Source organism: Aurantiacibacter xanthus (assembly GCF_003584015.1).
Lineage (GTDB): Bacteria > Pseudomonadota > Alphaproteobacteria > Sphingomonadales > Sphingomonadaceae > Alteraurantiacibacter > Alteraurantiacibacter xanthus.
Genome location: NZ_QXFM01000123.1, coordinates 1 through 20203, shown reverse-complemented (window position 1 = coordinate 20203; position 20203 = coordinate 1). Strand labels below are relative to the sequence as shown.

The 20203-nt window shown below is 60.8% G+C and carries 23 protein-coding genes, 1 tRNA gene and 1 other annotated feature; of the genes, 12 read left to right on the top strand and 12 right to left on the bottom strand.

Annotated elements, in window-relative coordinates:
• Nucleotides 1-11: 11 nt before the first annotated feature.
• Nucleotides 12-772 (bottom strand): IS5 family transposase gene (locus D2V17_RS16130; RefSeq protein WP_119593901.1). Its coding sequence is split into 2 segments (ribosomal slippage): nt 12-436 and nt 436-772, totalling 762 coding nucleotides; the frame shifts between segments, so codons are not numbered across the junction.
• A gap of 116 nt (nt 773-888) precedes the next feature.
• Between D2V17_RS16130 and arsH the strand changes: the two genes are divergently transcribed.
• Both arsH and D2V17_RS16120 read left to right on the top strand, forming a co-directional pair.
• Nucleotides 889-1638 (top strand): arsenical resistance protein ArsH, encoded by a 750-nt coding sequence (gene arsH / locus D2V17_RS16125; RefSeq protein WP_119593915.1) that lies wholly within the window; start codon nt 889-891, stop codon nt 1636-1638.
• Nucleotides 1639-1845: 207 nt separating this feature from the next.
• On the top strand, nt 1846-3093 hold the full coding sequence (locus D2V17_RS16120; protein WP_219150136.1) for an APC family permease: 1248 nt from the start codon (nt 1846-1848) through the stop codon (nt 3091-3093).
• Between the two features lie 109 nt (nt 3094-3202).
• On the opposite strand, the gene D2V17_RS16115 is transcribed toward D2V17_RS16120, so the two are convergent.
• The 6 genes from D2V17_RS16115 to D2V17_RS16095 form a co-directional block, all read right to left on the bottom strand.
• Nucleotides 3203-3673: an NUDIX domain-containing protein gene (locus D2V17_RS16115; protein WP_103024579.1), complete on the bottom strand. Its 471-nt coding sequence runs from the start codon at nt 3671-3673 to the stop codon at nt 3203-3205.
• A gap of 49 nt (nt 3674-3722) precedes the next feature.
• Nucleotides 3723-4064 (bottom strand): TraR/DksA family transcriptional regulator, encoded by a 342-nt coding sequence (locus D2V17_RS16110; protein WP_103024580.1) that lies wholly within the window; start codon nt 4062-4064, stop codon nt 3723-3725.
• A gap of 1 nt (nt 4065) precedes the next feature.
• Nucleotides 4066-4932: a universal stress protein gene (locus tag D2V17_RS16105; RefSeq protein WP_233457382.1), complete on the bottom strand. Its 867-nt coding sequence runs from the start codon at nt 4930-4932 to the stop codon at nt 4066-4068.
• A complete protein-coding gene (locus D2V17_RS16100; protein WP_103024581.1) occupies nt 4932-6416 on the bottom strand; it encodes a SulP family inorganic anion transporter in 1485 nt (494 codons plus the stop codon). The genes D2V17_RS16105 and D2V17_RS16100 overlap by 1 nt, the downstream gene beginning before the upstream one ends.
• Before the next feature lie 92 nt (nt 6417-6508).
• Nucleotides 6509-6562 (bottom strand) — a sequence feature (sul1 is cis-regulatory element that is thought to sense ions involved in sulfur or methionine metabolism; They are found in Alphaproteobacteria).
• 150 nt (nt 6563-6712) lie between these two features.
• Nucleotides 6713-6880, bottom strand: coding sequence for a hypothetical protein (locus D2V17_RS21430; RefSeq protein WP_156488970.1), 168 nt, complete (start codon nt 6878-6880; stop codon nt 6713-6715).
• Nucleotides 6877-7131 carry a helix-turn-helix domain-containing protein gene (locus D2V17_RS16095; RefSeq protein WP_063505803.1) on the bottom strand — a complete coding sequence of 85 codons (255 nt, stop codon included), beginning with the start codon at nt 7129-7131 and terminating at the stop codon, nt 6877-6879. The genes D2V17_RS21430 and D2V17_RS16095 overlap by 4 nt, the downstream gene beginning before the upstream one ends.
• A gap of 850 nt (nt 7132-7981) precedes the next feature.
• Between D2V17_RS16095 and D2V17_RS16090 the strand changes: the two genes are divergently transcribed.
• From D2V17_RS16090 to D2V17_RS21025, 8 genes are all read left to right on the top strand, one after another.
• Nucleotides 7982-8275: a putative quinol monooxygenase gene (locus D2V17_RS16090; protein WP_062342971.1), complete on the top strand. Its 294-nt coding sequence runs from the start codon at nt 7982-7984 to the stop codon at nt 8273-8275.
• Between the two features lie 5 nt (nt 8276-8280).
• Entirely contained in the window at nt 8281-8724 is a 444-nt protein-coding gene (locus D2V17_RS16085; RefSeq protein WP_062342972.1) for a MarR family winged helix-turn-helix transcriptional regulator, read from the top strand.
• Nucleotides 8721-8939 (top strand): putative antibiotic biosynthesis monooxygenase, encoded by a 219-nt coding sequence (locus D2V17_RS16080; RefSeq protein WP_063505802.1) that lies wholly within the window; start codon nt 8721-8723, stop codon nt 8937-8939. The genes D2V17_RS16085 and D2V17_RS16080 overlap by 4 nt, the downstream gene beginning before the upstream one ends.
• Nucleotides 8936-9337, top strand: a complete 402-nt coding sequence (locus tag D2V17_RS16075) for a carboxymuconolactone decarboxylase family protein (protein WP_081096823.1) — start codon at nt 8936-8938, stop codon at nt 9335-9337. The genes D2V17_RS16080 and D2V17_RS16075 overlap by 4 nt, the downstream gene beginning before the upstream one ends.
• 330 nt (nt 9338-9667) lie before the next feature.
• Complete coding sequence (chrA, locus tag D2V17_RS16070; protein ID WP_041685277.1) at nt 9668-11062, top strand: chromate efflux transporter; 1395 nt, start codon at nt 9668-9670, stop codon at nt 11060-11062.
• Between the two features lie 23 nt (nt 11063-11085).
• Nucleotides 11086-12003 (top strand): DUF1259 domain-containing protein, encoded by a 918-nt coding sequence (locus D2V17_RS16065; protein WP_224801820.1) that lies wholly within the window; start codon nt 11086-11088, stop codon nt 12001-12003.
• Between the two features lie 541 nt (nt 12004-12544).
• Nucleotides 12545-12901, top strand: coding sequence for a hypothetical protein (locus D2V17_RS21590; protein ID WP_146029859.1), 357 nt, complete (start codon nt 12545-12547; stop codon nt 12899-12901).
• A gap of 464 nt (nt 12902-13365) precedes the next feature.
• Nucleotides 13366-13695, top strand: coding sequence for a hypothetical protein (locus D2V17_RS21025; RefSeq protein ID WP_147367444.1), 330 nt, complete (start codon nt 13366-13368; stop codon nt 13693-13695).
• A 65-nt stretch (nt 13696-13760) separates the two neighbouring features.
• Here D2V17_RS21025 and D2V17_RS16050 read toward each other — a convergent pair whose 3' ends face one another.
• The 3 genes from D2V17_RS16050 to D2V17_RS16040 all read right to left on the bottom strand — a co-directional run bounded on the left by D2V17_RS16050 (nt 13761) and on the right by D2V17_RS16040 (nt 16475).
• A complete protein-coding gene (locus tag D2V17_RS16050; RefSeq protein ID WP_063505939.1) occupies nt 13761-14699 on the bottom strand; it encodes a HEPN domain-containing protein in 939 nt (312 codons plus the stop codon).
• Between the two features lie 389 nt (nt 14700-15088).
• Entirely contained in the window at nt 15089-16237 is a 1149-nt protein-coding gene (locus D2V17_RS16045; RefSeq protein WP_119593911.1) for a tyrosine-type recombinase/integrase, read from the bottom strand.
• A 146-nt stretch (nt 16238-16383) separates the two neighbouring features.
• Nucleotides 16384-16475, bottom strand: a tRNA-Ser gene (locus D2V17_RS16040).
• A gap of 226 nt (nt 16476-16701) precedes the next feature.
• Between D2V17_RS16040 and D2V17_RS16035 the strand changes: the two genes are divergently transcribed.
• Both D2V17_RS16035 and D2V17_RS16030 read left to right on the top strand, forming a co-directional pair.
• Complete coding sequence (locus D2V17_RS16035; RefSeq protein ID WP_119593909.1) at nt 16702-17520, top strand: DUF1134 domain-containing protein; 819 nt, start codon at nt 16702-16704, stop codon at nt 17518-17520.
• A gap of 51 nt (nt 17521-17571) precedes the next feature.
• Nucleotides 17572-18747 carry an amino acid aminotransferase gene (locus D2V17_RS16030; protein ID WP_119593907.1) on the top strand — a complete coding sequence of 392 codons (1176 nt, stop codon included), beginning with the start codon at nt 17572-17574 and terminating at the stop codon, nt 18745-18747.
• Here the strand turns inward: D2V17_RS16030 and D2V17_RS16025 are convergent.
• Nucleotides 18744-19379 carry a riboflavin synthase gene (locus D2V17_RS16025; protein WP_119593905.1) on the bottom strand — a complete coding sequence of 212 codons (636 nt, stop codon included), beginning with the start codon at nt 19377-19379 and terminating at the stop codon, nt 18744-18746. The genes D2V17_RS16030 and D2V17_RS16025 overlap by 4 nt on opposite strands.
• 6 nt (nt 19380-19385) lie before the next feature.
• Nucleotides 19386-20203 (bottom strand): bifunctional diaminohydroxyphosphoribosylaminopyrimidine deaminase/5-amino-6-(5-phosphoribosylamino)uracil reductase RibD (gene ribD / locus D2V17_RS16020; RefSeq protein WP_119593903.1); only part of this gene is annotated, 818 nt, incomplete at its 5' end.

Here is a 20203-nt window from a genome sequence, read left to right as displayed (position 1 = left end):
CCGTAGACTCATTACGCGGCGCACCAAATGCGTGCACAGATAAGTTTGACTGCAGCGAGATAGTTTTGCGGGCACTTGTCGTAGCGGGTGGCGATGCCTCGGAAATGTTTGATGCGATTGAAGAAGCGCTCGACCAGATTGCGTTGGCGGTAGAGCCAGCCCGAGAATGCGAAGCGGTGCTTGCGATTGGAGCGTGACGGGATGTTGGCCCAGACGTTTTTGTTGGCGGCAGCTTCGCGGATGGCATTGCTGTCGTAGCCCTTGTCGGCCAGCAGCGTGGCGCCCTCGGGCATAACATCGAGCAGGGCCTTTACTTCCTGGCTGTCGTGGACCTGCCCGCCGGTCAGGCGCAGCGCGACGGGACGACCGTCAGCGTCAACGAGGGCATGGATCTTGCTCGTGAGGCCACCTCGGGAACGTCCCATGCCGCGATCTCCAGGTCCCCCTTTTTACCCGTCGCACCGTGCTGGTGAACGCGGACGCAGGTGGAGTCGATCATCACGATCTCGCCTTCGAAAGCGGCGGAAACTGCGGACAACAGTCTGTCCCATACCCCGGCTTTGCGCCAGCGGACAAACCGGTTGTAGCAGGTGGTCGAGGGGCCGTAGCGCTCAGGCACCTCGGCCCATGGTGACCCGGTCCGAAAACGCCAGAGTATCCCGTTCAGCACCCGCCTGTCATCGACGCGGGGAACGCCCCGCGGCTTGTTCGGCAGCAGGGGCTCGATGATCGCCCATTCTCTATCCGTCAGTTCGTATCGCCGCCGTGTCATCCTGCCTCCATCACAATGGAGAGCCTGAATCACGCAAACCGCCTAACCTCAAGACGGTTTATGAGTTTACCGCCTAGCTCTTCGCCTGACGCTGGCCTGATCTACGGAGCTCGCTCATGTCCCGTTTACGCCCACTCACCGATCCCGACACCTTCCCGTCGCTCGACCCCGCCTTCATCCATGCCCGCCCTGCCGTTGGTCTTGGCGCCGACCAGCCGCCGCCGCGAATCCTGCTGCTCTACGGCTCCCTGCGGGAGCGCTCGTATTCGCGTCTCGCGGTCGAGGAAGCCGCGCGACTGCTCCAGCTGTTTGGCGCTGAGACGCGCATCTTCGATCCCTCCGATCTGCCGCTGCCTGACCAGATCGGCGGTGACGACCATCCTGCCGTCCACGAACTGCGCGAGCACGCCTTCTGGTCCGACGGCATGGTGTGGTGCAGCCCGGAGCGGCACGGCCAGATCACCGGCATCATGAAGACCCAGATCGATCACCTGCCGCTCAGCATCGGGGGAATGCGCCCTACCCAAGGGCGGACGCTGGCAGTCATGCAGGTGTCGGCGGGCTCACAGTCCTTCAACACCGTCAACACGCTGCGTCTGCTCGGCCGCTGGATGCGGATGTTCACCATTCCAAACCAGTCCAGCGTGCCTAAGGCATACGAGGAGTTCGACGGGGCGGGCAGGATGAAACCCTCGCCGCTCTACGACCGCATCGTGGACGTCATGGAGGAGCTCGTCCGCTTCACGGTGCTGCTGCGGCCGCACGCCGAACAGTTGGTCGACCGCTACTCGGAACGCAAGGAAGCAGGTCGCGCCATCGATCCACAAAAGGACATATCGGCGATTGCCTTGAACCCCTCATCTTGATGGAGTTCGATGAGTGGTGCGCTGCCAATACCGCTAGACATCATGTAACATAGGCCCGGCGGTTTACCGAAATCCCGCCGCCCATTTCAGTTACCCAACGCTCTCTGCGCGGGCTCCCGTTGGGAGTTCGCACACGATACCAAGGTTATATAGATGAACGAATCGAGCCACCGACTATCGCGTGACCTCGGCATAGGAGGCGCGATCATGATGGGCCTCGGCTCGATGGTCGGAACCGGCGTATTCGTCAGCATCGGTATCGCCGCTGGGGTTGCTGGCCCATCGGTCCTCCTGGCGATCGCGCTTGCCGCGCTGGTTGCGACCTGCAACGCCCTGTCGAGCGCGCAGCTCGCCGCCAGTCACCCCGTGAGTGGTGGCACTTATGAATACGGTTATCGCTACCTCAACCCGCGCCTCGGGCTCACCGCAGGCTGGATGTTCCTCTGTGCGAAATCGGCTTCCGCCGCCACCGCAGCGCTGGGTTTCGCAGGCTATGCGCTGCCGATGGCAGGCGGAGGTGCGGCGGCAATGCCTTGGGTCGCGATGGGTTCGGTCTTGTTTTTCACGCTTTTGGTGCTCGCTGGAATCAAGCGCTCAAGCTGGGTGAATATCGCAATCGTTTCGGTGACGCTCGCGGCGCTGGGCGGCTTCATCCTCTTCGGTTCTCCGAGTGCGTTCGCAACCGGTAGTTCAAATTGGACGCCCTTTTTCTCGGACCGTGAAGAATCTCCAGCATCGGCGTTCCTCTATGCGTCAGCGCTAATGTTCGTTGCCTTCACGGGCTACGGTCGCATTGCCACTCTTGGCGAGGAGGTGCGGGAGCCGCATCGGACGATCCCCCGGGCCATCATCGTCACGGTTGCGGTGACGGCGGCCCTCTACATATGCGTGGCGGCGGTGGTCGTGGGCATCGTTGGAACTGCCGTTTTTGCGGACGCGCCGGACCGGCAGGCAACTACCCTCCAGACCGCCGCCACCGCCATGGGGTCGCGTTCGCTTGCCTTGTTGGTGGCAATAGGCGCTATCACTGCGATGCTTGGCGTGTTGCTGAACCTGATCCTCGGACTGTCGCGCGTGGTGCTCGCCATGGGGCGACGAGGCGATATTCCGCCAGTCTTCGGCCGATTGACCGAAGCGGAAAAGGAACCAGCTTCTGCAGTCATACTGGTTGGTGTGCTCGTAACCGGGCTGGCAGCAATTGGCAGCGTCGAGACGGTCTGGGCGTTCAGCGCCTTCACGGTCCTGATCTATTACGCGATCTCCAACCTCGCGGCGCTGCGCCTGCCCGACGATCAGCGGCTATATCCGAGATGGATCTCCGTCCTGGGCCTCGCTTCGTGCCTTTTTCTCGCCTTCTGGGTTCCGGTCGATATCTGGGTGCTGGGCCTCGGATTGATTGGCGCGGGGCTGGTTTTCAAGACCTTCGCGCCACGCCTGTGGAAGCAGCCAATCTGACGGCGATGAAGGAATTGCTCCGGCTCAAGAGTTGCTCGGAGATCAGGACCAGTATCCGCGGCGAGCATGCGCTCCACATTCACAGTCCGAAGATTAAGCCGACCGACCGTTAAGCAGAGCGAGAAAGCTCGCTGAGGCAGCGGATGTAAATGTCGCGCTGCTTTTGCACGGGAAACGCTGCAAGAGCATCATCTGCGGGAAACCAGCGGGCGTCGGCTATCTCTTCAGCCTGCAAGTGGAGCGGGTGGCTGCGATCAATACGGCACGCGAACATCACCGCGTCCTGCCCGTCATGGTCAAGGTTGCGTTTCACCTTGTGCTCTGCCGAGTAAATGAACCGGTTGGTTACCGGCAGTTCCGATAACTCGGCCTCCAGCCCGACGCCTAATTCTTCCGCTAGCTCTCGGCGCATAGCCTCGACGGGAGATTCGCCCTCTTCCACGCCGCCGCCCGCAAGGGTCCATTCCCCATCGCGATATCCATGCGGCCGCACGAGGAGCACCTCGTCGTTCTCGTTCAATACAAGGGCCCGCACCTTGCGGCGCAGCCGTAATCCGTCGCTTTCGATATAGGCTGTCATGGTTGGAGAACCTGACAGGCTCGGGTAAACCTACCGTAAACCGCTCGTCTCAGGCACTCCCGGCAGCGCACTCCAGACACTTTATCACCGTCGGATTATTCCGCAGCCGACCCTCGGCAATCTGGTCGCCGCATTCGATGCAATAGCCGAACTCCCCTTCCTCGATCCGCTGGAGAGCTGCCGCGATGCCTGCACGTTCGGCCTTCCGCCGCCGCTTCTGCGCCAGCGCCATTGCCTGCACCTGCATCGCATCGATGCGAGAAAGTCGGCCCACGCTCTCCTGGTCCAGCGTCACCGGATCGCGATCCTTCGCGGAGATGCGATCCTGCTCGTCCAGTTCGGCGAGCCTTTGCAGCAAAGGATTGCGGAACGTTGCAGGATCGATCGACACGTCAGCGCACCATCAGCACCGGAGCCTTGACGGTGCGAACCATTTCAGTGGTCGTGCTGCCCACAATCATGCGACGTATTGGCGAATGCCCATAGGCACCCATAAGCAGCAGCGAATGCTCGGTGGCGGCAACGACGCCGGGAATGACCTTTTCGGCCTTGTCCCGCTCCATCACGACGGTAACGGGGTGGTCGGAAGCGAATCCCGCTTCTGCCCTGGTCAGCATCTCACGCTGCGCTTCGCCATCCGCCTCTGCCATGACGATGGTGACCGGCAGACCGTCGAACAGCGGTGAGTTGGCCAGACGCTCCAGCGCGCGTTCCGCGGCGGGACTGGCATCATAGGCGAAGACGACGTGCTCCGGTTCTGCATATTCGCGCGATGCGACCAGCACCGGCTTTTCACTCGACCTCACCACGCGCTCGATCATCGAGCCGATATGGTCCGAGGCATATTCGTGGCCGACGCCGCGCTTGCCCATGACAACCACGCGGGCGTGATCTTCGCGCTCGAGAATGGTCTCGACCACCCCGCCGTGGCGATGAAGCGTCGAGATGTCCGTAATGCCCGATTCACGCAGCAACTGTTCGCCCGCTTTTAGCATGACGCGGCCTTTCTCGATCTCGGTCCGACTGCCTTCTTCGGAAAGGCGGACAAGCTCTTCCATGAGGTCGCTCTTGACGCCCAAGCCAATGGCACCGGACAGGTCCTTGCGCGCCGTGATGGCGTCCTGTCTCTGGACGACGTGGAGCAGTTCGACCGGAAGCGACAGCCGCTTTGCCGCCCACCCGGCATAACCGCAAACGCTGGTGGCGTAGGCCGAGGCATCTATCGCCGCGAGGACGTTTTCCATTGCTGTATCTCCCATCAGTGTCCTCCCAGCTGCGCATCGGCGCCGGGCTTGTCATGGATAGCATAGCGCTCGATCATCCCGGCGCTCTCCTCGTTCAGGCCGCGGACCTCTACCGCGGTGCCCTCGCGGCGGAACTTGAGGATCGCCTTGTCGAGCGTGCCCACCGCCGAGATGTCCCAGAAGTGCGCGCGGCTGACGTCGATCACCACCCGGTCGAGCACTTCCTTGTAGTCGAACGCTTCGACGAAGCGATCGGAAGAAGCGAAGAAGACCTGGCCCCCAATGCGATAGGTCCGCGTCGTGCCGTCGGCGGACAGGTCGGTATCGACCGTGAACAACCGCTTCACCTTGCTGGCGAAGAACAGGCCCGAAAGGATCACACCAGCGAGCACGCCCTGCGCCAGGTCATGCGTCCACACGACCACGACTACCGTGACGATCATGACCACCGACGACTGCCAGGGATTGGTGCGGATGTCCTTGATCGAGCGCCACGAGAAGGTGCCGATCGATACCATAATCATGACCGCAACCAGTGATGCCATCGGAATGATCGCGACCAGCGGGCCGAGCACCAGGAGAAGAAACAGCAGGAAGACGCCCGATACGAAGGTCGAAAGTCTCGTTTCGCCGCCCGACTTCACGTTGATGACCGACTGGCCGATCATGGCGCAGCCGCCCATCCCGCCGAGGAAGCCGGTGAAGAAGTTTGCGATGCCCTGGCCCTTCATCTCCTGCCGCTTGTCGGACCCCGTATCGGTCAGGTCGTCGACGATCTGCGCGGTCAGCATGGACTCGAGCAGGCCGACCGCCGCCATCGTTGCCGAGTAGGGCAGGATGATCTGCAACGTCTCAAGCGTGAACGGAACGTCGGGAATGAGCCACGAAGGCAGCGACGAGGGCAACTCACCCATATCGCCCACCGTGCGCACATCCATGCCCATGTAGTAGACTACCGTCGTCAGGATGATGATCGCGACCAGCGGCGAGGGAATGGCCTTCGTGAGGCGCGGAAGGATGTAGATGACCGCCAGTCCCGCGGCGACCAGCACGTAGGTCAGCATCGGCACGCCGGTGAGTTCCGGCAGCTGTGCGATGAAGATCAGGATCGCCAATGCGTTGACAAACCCTGTGATGACCGAGCGCGACACATATTGCATCAGCAGGTGCAGCCGTAGGAAACCTGCGATGACCTGAATGACGCCCATCAGGATCGTTGCTGCGAAGAGGTATTCGACGCCGTATTGTTGGATGAGCGGCAGAACGAGAACGGCGATAGCTGCGGTGGCTGCCGAGATCATGCCCGGTCGCCCGCCTACGAGCGAGATGATGACCGCGATCGAGAACGACGCGTAAAGGCCGACCCTCGGATCGACCCCGGCAATGATGGAGAAGCCGATTGCCTCGGGAATGAGCGCAAGCGCGACGACGATGCCGGCGAGAATGTCGCGCCGGGGATTGGAAAGCCATTCACGCCTAAGCGTGGGAATATCGAACATGTGAACCCTAACACGACTCACACGACCGGCACGATGCGCGGAAGCATCGCTCAGCTGCGAACACTTTGTGCGGCCAGAATGCCGGTCTGAAAGGTTGTCCCGGGGATAGGCGCCGGGCCGAGCCACCCGGCGCGGCCGGGTCCGGTGGATTGCGGGCACTTAGCGGCTAAGCAAAAATGTTGCAAGTGCGAAGGGTGCAGTGGCATCGTCCGCGCGTTCGAAAGGCAGCTATCGGGCAGCGATCACAGAACGTTGAATGACCGAGATGGGGCGCGTAGCTGCCATAGTCAGAAAGCCTAGGACCGCTGCGAAAGCGCAATCACCAATCTGGCGGCCAGTGTTTCTTCTGCGTTTGCACGCCGCTCTTTCATCTTCGAGACCAGCTGACGTTTGGAATGATCTGGCATGCTCACGATTGCGGCAAGCACCACAGCTTTCAGCAAGTCAGGATGCGCCGTAATCATAAAGTGGTCCCCGTTACCTGATCGGCAGGACGACGCAGCCGCTCAACCAGCGAGCGCAGGCTGGCGGTGAGCACGAGGGTTGCGCTCCCCATCTTGATGATCTCGATCTCGTCTCTGGAAATGAGCACATAGAGTGTGCTGCGTCCGATCCCGAGATAGCGACAGGCTTCGGGTACGCGCATGGCGATCGGTTCGATGGCCTGGGGCCCGCATTGCTCGCGAAGATGCTCTGTCGTGCTTGCAGATGGCATAGCGGTCGATCCTTTCATCTGTCGGGTGATGACGGACCGACCTTGGGGAGCATGGAGGGGACAGGCCGGCCCGCCATCGGCACCGAGTATCGGCCGATTAGGGCACCCTGGGCCACATGACGTTCCTACGCTGCAGCTGCCGTTCTTTCGCCGCAGCGCAGAGGCCTGGGGCAAGCACTCCAGTCAAATGCACCGATGCTCATCTGGACGGCAAAGGACGTCCGGGCGAAAGCGGGTTTCCGAACGAAAACAGCACAGAACGCCAAGCGCCGTCGCCAATCTGTTTGATAAAAAAGAACTTTTCGAAAGGAGCGCCGCAGGAGCACTACGGGTGCCGTCGCATATTACTGAACGAAACCAACCACCTGCGCCCCGACCGACGGCGGCGCTTTTATCTCGCCCTCATTTTCTCGCTTCAAATCAGACGCTTACGGACGAATAATTACTCCGATTACGCCTGCAAGCGGAATGCATCGCGACTGCATCCGGCGCTGCCAGCGACCTGCCGTGATAGGGTCGCGGGTGTGCTTCTGATCTGCAACCAAGCGGCAAAATTTCTGGAGCGGCAGTGTCTAAGAGCGTCGCTGAATGATGCAACGCCATGGCAGCAAAACGACGCGGTCATCGCACACCAAGAGCCAGATATTCGCATTGCGAGCGCACACTGGATGTTCGACGATTGGTTGCAGCCACGCTCGTGGACGGCCTTTGTGTCAGCTTTTGGGTCAATAATCGTGACGCTTTAATGTCGTGAATTGGGTGTTAGCGGACGGTCTGCTTTCAGGAAGTTCTGGACTTGACCAGCCATCACCCTGAATTATATAGTTAGCATGATAACTAAAGGAATGTCATGATCCATCAGTTGAACATCATCGCACGGATCGCGCCGCATCCAACGCACTACAACAAGGCGCGCGAGGCCATCTGCGAGATCATCGAACAGACGCGCGCCGAACCCGGCTGCATGGAGTTTCGTCTCAGCGAAAATGCACAGGACGGAACACTGTATCTCTATGAGGAATGGCGAGACGAGGCGGCACTGGCATCGCACCACGATCAACCATACACCCGGGCCGTCTTTGAAGCCTACCGGGACTGGCTGGCAGAAGAGCCGCAAATCCTTCATCTCCGTCCGGTTCGGTAAGGCTGATGTTCTTTCTTAAAGAACTTCCCAGCCGACAAATGGTCGACGGTTATGCCGACCAATTCGCCGATGTCGATGTCGACAGAGTGCTCGACGCGCTTCGGTTGATGCGACGCGCGAGCCTGCTGATCCGCGAGCTGGAAGCATACTTCGCGCGCCATGACCTCTCGCAGCTTCGCTTTTTGATGATGATCCTTATCGACCGCGAACCCGAGCGAAACTGCCTCGCTGCAAGTGAAATTGCCGAAAGGCTGGACGTATCGCGGCCCGTCGTCACGCGCACCTTGCAGGGCTTGGAACGGGCTGGCCTGATCGCGATTTCGGAAAACTCAGAAGATGCTCGCTCCCGGAACGTGACCCTTACTCTCTCGGGGAAAGCCAAGCTCGACGAGGTTCTGCCGGGATACTTCGCCATCCTTCACCGTCCCGATCCAGCAGCCGACAAATGACATTCCGGATCGTTATATTGCGGACCATGCTCGTCTGGCTCGTCGTATGGCCGCTTGTGACCGGGATGCTCAAGCTGCTGAGGTTCATCGCGAGCGATATGGCGCTTGGATTTCAGACACTCATTCTGACGGCAATCCTTGTTCCCCTCATCAGTCTGCTGCTTGCTCCAGCGATGCATTCGCTGGCAACTCGCTTAATGAAGGAATGGTCATGACTGACAGGTTCGAAAGAGGCCTCGAGAATCTTCGCAGAATCGACGGTGAAGCCGGAGAGAAGGTGGTTGAAAGCTTAAAGGACATATCGCCGGATCTTGCCCGCTACACCATCGAATACCCGTTCGCCGATATCTACGCACGGCCCGGTCTTGGCCTCCGCGAACGAGAGATCGCGACGATCGCAGCCCTTACGGCGATGGGCACGGCACAGCCCCAGTTGAAGGTCCACATCCAAGCCGGACTCAATGTCGGTCTTACGAAGAGCGAGATCGAGGAAATTATCATCCAGATGAGCGTGTATGCCGGATTTCCAGCAGCGTTGAACGGGATGCAAGCCGCCAAGGAAGTCTACTCGAGCTCGGATGCCAGCGAATTCGATCAGGATGAGCCTAATTGACGGCAGCTTGCGGTAAGGAATTCTGCCCAGGCGAATGTCCGCAACGGGGTGGAAAGCTTCCGGTCCGCTTTCAGGAGGCTAAGCCGCGAAAGCCGCCGTCGAGGCAAGTAGCAAGCCCCGGCAGCTACGCGCCCTCATTCCGGAAATTGAAGATACAGATCCAGATTTCGAAAGCCGACATTCTCCAAGGGCAAGGCAGACTGTTCGCGTAAGGCTTTTGACAACACCAGATCAATGATCTAGCAGTTTGACTTCGGGCACTTATTCCGGCGCCCGGTAAGGCAATGCGCCCAAGTCCGGCTCGATGAGCTGTGTGCGAAGGACGCGTTGATGAATTCTCCCGCTAATTCAGGTTCCGTAGAACAAACTCCGATCCCGTTTTCCGATGGGGTGCGTGTCTGGGCGCGCATAGCCGCGTTGAGCTTTGGTGGGCCAGCCGGCCAGATCGCGGTGATGCACCGCATTCTAGTCGATGAAAAGCGCTGGATCGGCGAGAACCGGTTCCTGCATGCGCTCAATTACTGCATGCTCCTGCCCGGACCGGAAGCCATGCAGCTCGCCACCTATATTGGCTGGTTGCTCCACGGCGTTCGCGGTGGCCTCGTCGCAGGATGCCTGTTCGTCCTTCCCGGCTTCCTCAGCATTATGGCGCTTAGCGTGCTCTATGCCAGTTTTCAGGAGGCCAGCTTCGTCCAGGCGATTTTCTTCGGCATTAAGGCGGCGGTGCTCGCCATAGTCATCGAGGCCCTGCTGCGCATCGGGAAAAGGGCATTGAAAACTTGGCCCATGTATCTGATTGCCGCCGCAGCCTTCGTGGCGATATTCGCATTCGATGCACCTTTCCCGCTGATTATCGCGGCCGCCGCGCTGGTTGGTTTTCTTGGAGGGCATTTCGATCCTGCACGGTTTCTGGTCATTCGCGCCCGTGAAACGACCGAGGACGGGGAGAGCGAGCCGGAAGCCGTGCTTCATACAGGCGGTATGGCGAAAGCGCAGCCTACATGGCGCGGAGCAGTCCGCACGGCCTTGATCTGGGGCAGCATCTGGGCAGCTCCCATAATTGCGCTGATCCTTCTTGTTGGCCCAAATCACGTGTTCACGGAACTGGCGGTTTTCTTCTCCAAGCTCGCGGTCGTGACATTCGGGGGCGCGTATGCCGTGCTGGCCTATATGGCGCAGGAAGCCGTGCAGACGCATGGCTGGCTTGCCCCCGGTGAAATGCTCGATGGGTTGGGCATGGCGGAGACCACGCCGGGTCCACTGATCCAGGTCGTCCAATTCGTGGGGTTCATGGGGGGATATCGCGAAGCAGACATGTTAGGCCCGGTGGCTTCGGGCATCGCGGCTTCGGTCATCGTCACGTGGGTCACGTTCGTGCCGTGCTTCCTATGGATTTTCCTTGGTGCGCCATTTATCGAAAAACTGCGCGGCGTGAAGCTTCTGACAGCGGCGCTTTCGGCGGTGACGGCAGCAGTCGTCGGTGTGATCCTAAACCTTGCCATCTGGTTTGCGCTGCACGTTGCCTTCGCACGGCTTGACGAGGTTCGAGGTTACGGCGCACGTCTGCTCGTGCCGGACTTCGCCACGATCGACGTCGCCTCCGTCGTCATTGCCGCTGCGGCCCTGATCGCCATGCTGCGCTTCAAGATCGGGATGTTGCTCGTTCTCTTCGTGAGCGCACTCATTGGGTCGCTGTATTACCTCGCAATGATGGCTGGCACCTGAAATCACATCCAAGGAGAACTAAGATGAAGCAATTACCCAGAACATTGTTCGTCGGCGGCTTGGCTCTATCGCTATCAGCGATGTCGGCGGCTCTTCACGCGCAGGATAATCTCGGCAATCTCGAGGCACTGATTTTCGAGGCATCGCACTCGGAGGTCACCATGACCGACGATGGGGTCGCACGCATCGGTTGGACGCGCGCCGACGTGCCGGTGATGGTCGACGGCATGCGCCTCGATCCCCCGGCAGGTCTCGGCTCATGGGCTGCCTTCAAACCCGTCGATGGCGGAGTGATGGTCATGGGCGACACGGTCGTATTCGAGGATGAGATAACAGCCGCGATGGACGCTGCCCTCGCCAACGGGTTGACCGTCACCGCGCTGCACAATCATTTCATATTCGACGATCCGCCGGTCTATTTTATGCATATCGGCGGGCATGGGGAAACCGCCAAGATGGCAGCGGGTGTAAAAGCCGTCTGGGATGCCATCAAGGAAGTGCGCGCCGCCTCGCCGACGCCGCAGCGCAGTTTCGGTGGCATGACGCCGGATGCAAACGGCACGATCGAAGCCCTGGCGCTGAGCGAAATCTTGGGCACCGAGCCAAGCATCGCCGATGGTGTCGTGAAATACACCTTCGCTCGCCAAGGCCGCATGCACGGCGTTGAGATCGGTGGTTCGATGGGGCTTACGACCTGGGCGGCGTTCTCGGGCACCAACGACCTTGCCGCCGTGGATGGTGACTTCATCATGACCGAGGACGAAGTCCAGCCCGTGCTCCGCGCACTGCGCGAGCGGGATATCCATATCGTAGCATTGCATAACCACATGATCGGCGGTGAACCGATGTTTTACTTCCTCCACTACTGGGGAGTGGGTCCAGCAAAAGAGCTTGCAGCGGCGATTGCTGCTGCCCGTAACGCACAGGCCGAAACCGGATAGGCGCAACCATTCCGATAAAAATCAGTAAGGCAGCGATCGCTTGCACCTCATTGCGACAGGCATTGTCTTCGAAATGGCCGGGACGTGAGTTATGTCGTTAACTTTACGGGGTTGCCTTTGAATGCGATTTGGGTTGCGAACGGATTGTCCGTTTCCTTAGGAAAACGCCCGAAACCAGACTGTCTCGAAGCGGCCCCAAAATGGCTGAAGCGCATAAGCTGAGTCGACGGCAGATATCGGGAAGCAGGAGGCTGTCTCACATGGCCGCTTTGGCGTTGCAATCTGCTGGTCCGCTTCTGGCACAATCCACACTTGGTCTTAACGGCGAGAACTGGGGTGGTTTGCCGACAGGCTGCTTTTAGGATCTTGGGTTAAGGAAGCGGACGTTCACCCGATTGCGCAACTTCGGAATAGTTGCTGACTTCCGCGCATTATCTCGGTTCGGCGCAGTCGCTCAGCATCACCTATACGAGCATCGACGACGTATATTCGTGGGATTATCGCCTTGCATACTAAAAAAATTCTGAGTCTCGCGTTCGCCTTGGGCCTCGCATCCTGTGCGTCAGAAGAGGCGCCCGTTAACACCGCAGAAGAGCAATACCCATTCGACCGTCACGGCGCGTTGAGCGCCGCCGACGGAACGCCTGGCCAATCCGCTCTTGAGGGCGCAGAGGGCGTTCTCGGATATGAGCAAGGCTGCCTTTTTGTCGAACGGGACGGGGGGCGTTCCGGTCTGATACTGCCGGCGAATTCTTCCTTCGATGGCCGCGTATTGCGCTACAGGAACCTTGAGCTCAAACTGGGTCAGAGACTGACCTTCACTGGCGATCTTCTCGCGACACCCGATCGCGGGGAATACGGTTGCAAGTATGACGAGTTGCTGGAAGTCGCACCTTAGGGCGACTCCAATAAAGAGTGTTCCAAATCCGGTACTGAAAGGCAATTTTCTATGATCCGAAACCTAATTGTGGAAGGTCTACGAACGTCCTTTTTCGCGACATTCGACTTTCAGTGATCAAGGCAGGATAGCTGAGTTGGATCTTGGCCGGGGACATTTGCTAGATATTGTGCGAGGTCCCTGGGCCAAGAGAAACGAGGCCGAAGAAGTGTTCCGAAGCCGAGTAAATCGATGGATACAAAGCCCTCCGCTATTCAGATTTCAGCGATCCAGAGGGAAACACGGTAGGGCTACTGGACGGAAACTGATGCGCGTTGCCAAGATGTCGTAAACGGCGTCGGCAGCGGAAGGTCCGGATTTGGTGATCATTCCGCCGGGCGGAGATGGCAAGAACGGGGTGGAAACCGGTCAGCGGTCCGACACTTACACTAGCCCTCTCACGCCTCGGATCGGATCGACCTTAAGTGAACAAGGTAACGCCACATAAATATAGAAGAAAAAAACGACCCTATAATGAACAGGAAGATCGTGCCCGCCCGATCGCCAGCGAAGTATTGAAGTGCGAGCACTATTTGGATGCTGGGGAAAACAAAGGTGCCGAACAACTTCCAAAACGCAGCATGGGGCAACATCTGTTTCCAATAAGCTCGCTCTTTTCGAACGACCTCGTCGCGGATTGCCCATTGCTCGATCCAGCCATCAAACCTCGCAAGAAACCCCACTTTGACCCCCAACCGGCACCTCTAACGGGTGCACACTGGCGCAGTTTGCCGACGTCGGCAATGGCGTCGTAAGCGGAATGGCAGCTTTTAGGGCAGTGGGAGTGAAAAGCCGTCCTCCGGGCGGTCATTGGAAGTCGCTATGCCTTGTCGGAGCTCGCGAGCGCTTCGGCTTTGAGTTTCTCCAGCCGTTCCATACAAACTTCGTGCACGACGCGTCCAAGCTGCTCGACCTGCTCGCCAAGCCATTCGAGCTCTTCCTTCGTGATGCGGTAGTGCTTCGAGTAGCGTGCCTTCACATAGGCCTCTTTGAGTTTCTCGAACCGCGCGCGATCCCGCTTTAGCTCGCGCGGCCACACGTAGGTCAGGCGGGGATCGATGCGCTCGGCCTGCGTGCGCAAGAAGCCGAGGTTGTGAACGTGGGGAGTGTAAAATGTGCAGACTAGCAGGACGCAGTGATAAAGCGTCTCAGTCGTTTGATGTAGATCGAAGGCAGCCTGCTTCGAGTACTCCTTGCCTATCAGGAATCGCGCGCTTTCGAAGCGCTTCATGGCGCTAGGATACCATTCCTCAAAATACTCCTGCGCCATGCCCAGCGCCTGTGTCGGCGTCTTGGGCTTGGGCGTGTGCAGCTCGGTGTCGTCGGACTGGTAGAGCGCTACACCCTCGGCCTTCACATCCATGAAGAAGTAGCGGCCGTGCGCCAGTCCATCGTTCACTTCCTGAAGCGTGTGGACGATGAAGTTGACCGGCGTCTTGAGTGTGCTGGTCACACCGTATTCGCGCATCAAGCGGTCGTCGAGCTTCGACCAGTATTTGACCCTGTCGGCCAGCCGTTTGTCGTTGACGATGATGAGCAGGTCGTAATCCGACTGATAGCCTTTGGCAGTGTGCGGCTCATCGACCCAGGTCCCGCGAGCATAGCTTCCGTAGAGAATGACTTTGAGTATCCGTCCGGCTTTCTTCCACTCGTGCTTGGCGAGCGCGAAGGCATCGTCAAACTCTTCAAAGATGAGCTGCACGACGCGTTCGATCTCGCGCTGCTTTTGAGGGGGAAGATGATCAAGGTCCGTCTTCATCGGTCAAACCCTAGCAAGCTGTTCGGCCGCTTGCACGTGCCGAGTGCAGCAGCGCGCGGCGACGGCGCCATCCATAGCGCTGAGGAGCCGCGCGCGGAGCGCTCCACGTTAGCAACAATCCGGTAAGGATTGTCGTTAGGATAGTTAAAGGACGCTGGAGCCCAGCAATCCTGCGGGTTTGCCGCCTGTTTCGGTTCCCGATAGTCCGAACTTTCGGTTCCTGATAGTCCGAACGCTGCGGTTCCTGATAGTCCGAACAGGTGACAGGTTTATCCACAGGGACCGGCGTGGCTATGCGGTAACGGGAGAGTGGAAAAGGCGGCCTGATCGAAGGCGACCTGGATGCCTCACGGTGCATGATTTTCTGCATTGGGCTACGTTTCATCGCTTTAGCTTCCCTTGCAGCAGTGGGCAGCCCAGTCTTCCATCAACAGTTTGCGCTTCTCCAGCAGATTACCGCGCCGGTAGGCCGCCTCGGTCTTGTCCTTCACCACATGCGCCAGCGCTGCTTCTGCGACATCGCTCTGGTGACTGGTCTCCTCGCTCGCCCAGTCGCGGAACGCCGAGCGGAAGCCGTGAACCGTGCAACTCTCTTTCATCTCGCGCAGCAGCTTGGTCAGCGTCATATCGGACATCGCCTTCCTCCCTCGCATGCCGGGAAAGACGAGCTCGCAGTTTCTCACGCGCAGTTCCATGCAGCGCTCGATGATCCGTACTGCCCGATCGCACAGCGGCACGACATGCTCGCGATTGGCTTTCATCCGCTCCTTCGGGATGGTCCATAGCTTCTCATCGAGATCGAACTCATCGAAGACAGCATGGCGCACTTCGCCCGAGCGGGCCCCCGTCAGGATCGCAAACTCCAGCGCCAGCCTGCTGTAGCTTTCACGCTCGCGTAGCCGCGGAATGAAGTCCGGCACCTTGGCATAGGCCATGGCCGCGTAGTGGCCTTCCTTCTTCGGCTGGCGCGGCAGGCCCTTGGTGATCGCGCGCATGGGTGCCTCGCTGTCGCGGTATCCCGAGGCATAGGCCCAGTCGAGCACGGTCCCGATCCGCTGACGCACCCGGCGCGCCGTCTCAGGCTTTGCCAGCCAGATCTCGGCCAGCACATTGCGGATCATCGGCCCCGTGATGTCGTTGACCTGCACGTTGCCAAGATGGGGGAAGGCATAGGCCTCCAGCGTCCTGATCCATTGCTTCTCGTGTTTCTCGTTGCGCCATGTCGCGCGATGCTGGGCGAGTACCTTGGCGGCAGCTTCCCGGAATGTGGGAATGCCTTCCGCTTTCCGGCGCTCGAACAGCGGGTCCAGTCCCAGTTCGACCCAGGTTCGAACCTCGCGGGCCCGCTCACGTGCGACCGCCAGCGATATCTTCGATGCGCCTCCGAGACCGAAATCGCGGCGATTGCCGTTTTTCTGCACCCGGACCATCCAGCTCTTCGTGCCCGACGACTTCACCACGAGGTAAAGCCCATCGCCATCGCCTAATTTGCCGGGTCTCGAGGCGGCCTTTACCGCTGTTGCCGAAAGCTTACCCATGGCTGCAAATTCTCCCACATTTATTCCCACAAATCCAATCGGACACCGATGGATGAGCAAGGACAGTGTGGGACCCGAATCACCTGATAAGCCGCGCAAATGCTTGGCTTTTTCAGGTCATCGGTGGAAAATGGGGGAAAGGGTGGTGGCGGAGACGGAGGGATTCGAACCCTCGATACCCCGATAGGAGTATGGTTCCTTAGCAGGGAACTGGTTTCAGCCACTCACCCACGTCTCCGGACCCAGCGGCAAGCCCGGGCCTATAACCGCGCCTCGCTTGCGCTTCAAGGGCACACAGCACCTAATTTTTGCATTATTTGTCCGCACACCACAACAACGCGCAGGCCGATTCGGTTCACCGCAAAAGAGACTCGCCCCACCGCGCGTTCATTGCTGCTTCAGTCGCAGGGGATTCTTGTGCGACACACGGAAATTTACACGCGCAATTTGAAGAGGGCGCCACCATGAACATCGTCATTGTCACCCGCTGGGTGGGCCTTGCCGCCGCGAGCCTCGCATTCGTTGCGGCCCCGGTCAGCGCGCAGCAGATCCAGACGGTCGATCCCAACCTCGTGATCGACGGCGACCTTGAGGGCGAGAACACCACTCCGCCGCCGCCCGTCGACAACGGCGATTCGTGGATCACGCCGCAATACAACAACAACACCGGCTCGCCCGACACGGCCACCCCCTCGATGGATCTGCCGTCGAGCCGCTATGACAGTGTCCCCGCCGACAGCACCACGGCCGCGCCCCAGACGACGACTGCGCCGACCACCGCCACGACCGCCGCCAACGGCGACACCTATGCCCAGGACGACCTGATCGGTGCCGCCGAGGGTCTGTTCGGTAAAGGGGCCGAGGGCCTGGCGCGCCTGATCGAGGATATTCTCGCCAAGCAGGGCGAGCCCAACGGCTATATCGTAGGGCGCGAAGGGGGCGGCGCGTTCATCGTTGGGGTGCGCTATGGCTCGGGCACGCTGCATCACAGGATCGAAGGCAATATGCCGGTCTACTGGACCGGACCGTCGGTCGGCCTCGATGCGGGGGCCAATGCCGCCAACACCTTCGTGCTCGTTTACAACCTCTACGACAGCGAAGACCTGTTCGAGCGCTTCCCGGCGGGCGAGGGGCAGGCCTATTTCGTGGGCGGGTTCAATGTCAGCTATCTGCGCAGGGGCGATATTGTCCTCATTCCGATCCGGGTCGGCGCTGGTCTGCGACTGGGCGTCAACGCCGGATATATGCGCTTTAGCCACAAGCAGCGCTGGCTGCCGTTCTGATCGCAAAACGGCCTTGCCCAAACCGTCGGTGAGCGGCAAAGGGCAGCCACTATGCTGGATAGACTCGACCAACAACCGCCCGATGCGCTGCTTGCGCTGATCAAGCTCTACGATGCCGACACCCGGCCGACCAAGATCGACCTTGGTGTGGGCGTCTATCGCACCAGCGATGGCGCGACTCCGGTGTTCGCTGCGATCAAGGCCGCCGAGCAGCGGCTGGTCTCGGAGCAGGCGAGCAAGGCCTACCTCGGCCCCGAGGGCGACATGGGCTTTGTCCGGGCGCTGATCCCGCACGTGTTCGGCGCGGCGGGCGACATGGGTGGCCGGATCGACGGTATGCAGACCCCGGGTGGCACCGGCGGCGTGCGTATCGCGGCGGGCCTCGCCAGGAAGGCGGGCGTTGCCAGGGTGCTGATGGGCATGCCGAGCTGGCCCAACCACGCGCAGATTTTTGCCGACCTCGCGATGACGGTCGAAGGGTTCGATCATCAGGCTGCCGATGGCAGCGCCAACATGGATGCGCTGCGCACCGCGCTTCAGAATGCGGGCAAGGGCGATGCCGTCCTGCTGCACGGCTGCTGTCACAACCCGTCCGGCATCGATTACACGCCCGCGCAGTGGGACGAGATCGCCGACCTGCTGGTCGAGCGGGAAATCCTGCCGATCATCGACCTTGCCTATCAGGGACTGGGCGATGGCATGGAAGAAGACGCCTACGGCCTGCGCAAGGTCGTTGCCTCTGTGCCGGAAGCTCTGATCGCCTACAGCTGCGACAAGAACTTCGGCCTCTATCGCGACCGTGTCGGCGCGTTCTACGCGCTCGGCAAGACGGCTGACGATACCGTGCGCATCATGTCGAACGGCTGTGCGCTGGCGCGCGCCAACTGGTCGATGCCGCCCGATCACGGCGCTGCCGCCGTGGGGCTGATCCTCACCGACGAGGCGCTGACGAAGCAGTGGCTGGACGAGCTGACCTCGATGCGCGCGCGCATCGGCGAAGTGCGCAGCCAGCTGGCCGCTGCCGGCAAGGCGGGTTCGGTCGATCTCACGCCGCTGGGCGAGCAGAAGGGCATGTTCGCCATGCTCCCGCTCAGCAAGGAACAGATCGGCGCGCTGCGCACCGATCATGGGGTCTACATGGCGGGCTCGGGCCGCATCAACGTGGCGGGTCTGACCAGCGGCAACATCGGTGCCTTCGTGAAGGCGCTGGAGGCGGTTGCGGGCTAAGCGCCCGCAGTCGCACCCGCGCGCAAGGTCTGCATCCGCTGGAGGTAGCGGGCGATGGTGTCGATCTCGAGATTGACGCTCGCCCCCTGCCGCAGCGCGCCCAGCGTGGTGACATCGGCGGTGTGCGGGATGATATTCAATTCGAACTGAACCGAGCCGTCGGGCTGGTCGCTCACTTGATTGACCGTCAGCGACACGCCGTTGACCGTGATCGAGCCCTTCGTGGCGATGAACGGAGCAAGCTCGGCGGGCGCGGCGATGGTGAGCCGGGTCGAATCGCCATCGGGCCGCCAGTCGGCCAGCGTGCCCACCGCATCGACATGGCCGGTCACGATATGGCCGCCCAGTTCGTCGCCCAGCCGCAGCGAAGGTTCGAGGTTGAGCTTTGCTCCCTCGGTCCACATGCCCGGCGCGGTGCGCGAGACGGTTTCGCCCGAAATGTCGACCGCGAAGGTCATTGCCCCAAGTGTGCCGCTCTTGGCGACCACGGTGAGGCACACCCCGGAGCAAGCGATCGAAGCGCCGATATCGACCTTGGCCGGGTCGAACGGGCAGGCGATGACGGCGCGCAGGTCGCCACGCTGCTCCACGCTCTGGATGGTGCCGATGGCGGTGACGATGCCGGTGAACATGCTCGCTTAAATCCCTTCGTTGCGGGCGCGGGCATAGACTTCGAGCCGGTCGCTGCCAAGCTGGCGACTTTCAGCGAGGTTCCAGCGTCCGTGCGCATCGGCCAGCGCGCCAAGACCGATATCGCCAATGCCGGGGAGCCCGCCGCCGATCAGGATCGGCGCGCGGTAGATCAGCAGGCGGTCGACAAGGCCGGCGCGCAGGAAGCTTGCCGCCGTGGCCGCGCCGCCCTCGACGAACAGGTAGCGTACTGCCTCCATGGCGGAGATGTCGGCGACTGCCGAGAGCCTGTGCCAACCGCCCGGCACCTCGCCTGAGGTGAGCGCCCAGCGGGAAGGCGAGCGCTGCTCCAGCCCCGGCAGGCGCACGTCGAGCCGGGGGGTGTCGGCGCGTAGGGTTCCGCCGCCAACGAGAATTGCATCGGCGCGGGCTCGTTCGCGGTGGCAGTGCGCGCGGGCGGCGGCTCCGGTAATCCACTGGCTTTCGCCCTGAGCTGTCGCGATGCAGCCATCGAGCGACAGCGCGAGTTTGAGCGTCACATGCGGACGGCCCAGAGCGAGCGCGCAGGCATGGCCTTCGAGCCGCATGGCCGCCGCGCTGCTCCCGGTTTCGGTGACGGCAATGCGCGCCTCGCGCAGACGTTCCGCGCCCTTGCCGCAGGTGCGCGGATCGGGGTCGGCCATGCCGATCACCACACGCGCCACACCCGCCGCCACGATCAGGTCAGAGCAGGCAGGCCCGCGCTCCGAGACATGGGCGCAAGGTTCCAGCGTCACATAGAGCGTGCCCCCGTGCGCCTGCTCTCCCGCTTCGGCAAGTGCGACAG

Excerpts from the sequence above, each read along its gene's own strand:
- D2V17_RS16030 (WP_119593907.1), top strand. The coding sequence starts at position 17,572 with ATGCTGGATAGACTCGACCAACAACCGCCCGATGCGCTGCTTGCGCTG.
- D2V17_RS16095 (WP_063505803.1), bottom strand. The coding sequence starts at position 7,131 with ATGCCATCTGCAAGCACGACAGAGCATCTTCGCGAGCAATGCGGGCCC.
- D2V17_RS16050 (WP_063505939.1), bottom strand. The coding sequence starts at position 14,699 with ATGAAGACGGACCTTGATCATCTTCCCCCTCAAAAGCAGCGCGAGATC.
- D2V17_RS21430 (WP_156488970.1), bottom strand. The coding sequence starts at position 6,880 with ATGATTACGGCGCATCCTGACTTGCTGAAAGCTGTGGTGCTTGCCGCA.
- D2V17_RS16085 (WP_062342972.1), top strand. The coding sequence starts at position 8,281 with ATGTTCTTTCTTAAAGAACTTCCCAGCCGACAAATGGTCGACGGTTAT.
- D2V17_RS16035 (WP_119593909.1), top strand. The coding sequence starts at position 16,702 with ATGAACATCGTCATTGTCACCCGCTGGGTGGGCCTTGCCGCCGCGAGC.
- D2V17_RS16080 (WP_063505802.1), top strand. The coding sequence starts at position 8,721 with ATGACATTCCGGATCGTTATATTGCGGACCATGCTCGTCTGGCTCGTC.
- D2V17_RS16120 (WP_219150136.1), top strand. The coding sequence starts at position 1,846 with ATGATGGGCCTCGGCTCGATGGTCGGAACCGGCGTATTCGTCAGCATC.
- D2V17_RS16100 (WP_103024581.1), bottom strand. The coding sequence starts at position 6,416 with ATGTTCGATATTCCCACGCTTAGGCGTGAATGGCTTTCCAATCCCCGG.
- D2V17_RS16075 (WP_081096823.1), top strand. The coding sequence starts at position 8,936 with ATGACTGACAGGTTCGAAAGAGGCCTCGAGAATCTTCGCAGAATCGAC.
- D2V17_RS16090 (WP_062342971.1), top strand. The coding sequence starts at position 7,982 with ATGATCCATCAGTTGAACATCATCGCACGGATCGCGCCGCATCCAACG.
- D2V17_RS16115 (WP_103024579.1), bottom strand. The coding sequence starts at position 3,673 with ATGACAGCCTATATCGAAAGCGACGGATTACGGCTGCGCCGCAAGGTG.
- D2V17_RS16065 (WP_224801820.1), top strand. The coding sequence starts at position 11,086 with ATGAAGCAATTACCCAGAACATTGTTCGTCGGCGGCTTGGCTCTATCG.
- D2V17_RS16105 (WP_233457382.1), bottom strand. The coding sequence starts at position 4,932 with ATGGGAGATACAGCAATGGAAAACGTCCTCGCGGCGATAGATGCCTCG.
- chrA (WP_041685277.1), top strand. The coding sequence starts at position 9,668 with ATGAATTCTCCCGCTAATTCAGGTTCCGTAGAACAAACTCCGATCCCG.
- arsH (WP_119593915.1), top strand. The coding sequence starts at position 889 with ATGTCCCGTTTACGCCCACTCACCGATCCCGACACCTTCCCGTCGCTC.
- D2V17_RS16025 (WP_119593905.1), bottom strand. The coding sequence starts at position 19,379 with ATGTTCACCGGCATCGTCACCGCCATCGGCACCATCCAGAGCGTGGAG.
- D2V17_RS16045 (WP_119593911.1), bottom strand. The coding sequence starts at position 16,237 with ATGGGTAAGCTTTCGGCAACAGCGGTAAAGGCCGCCTCGAGACCCGGC.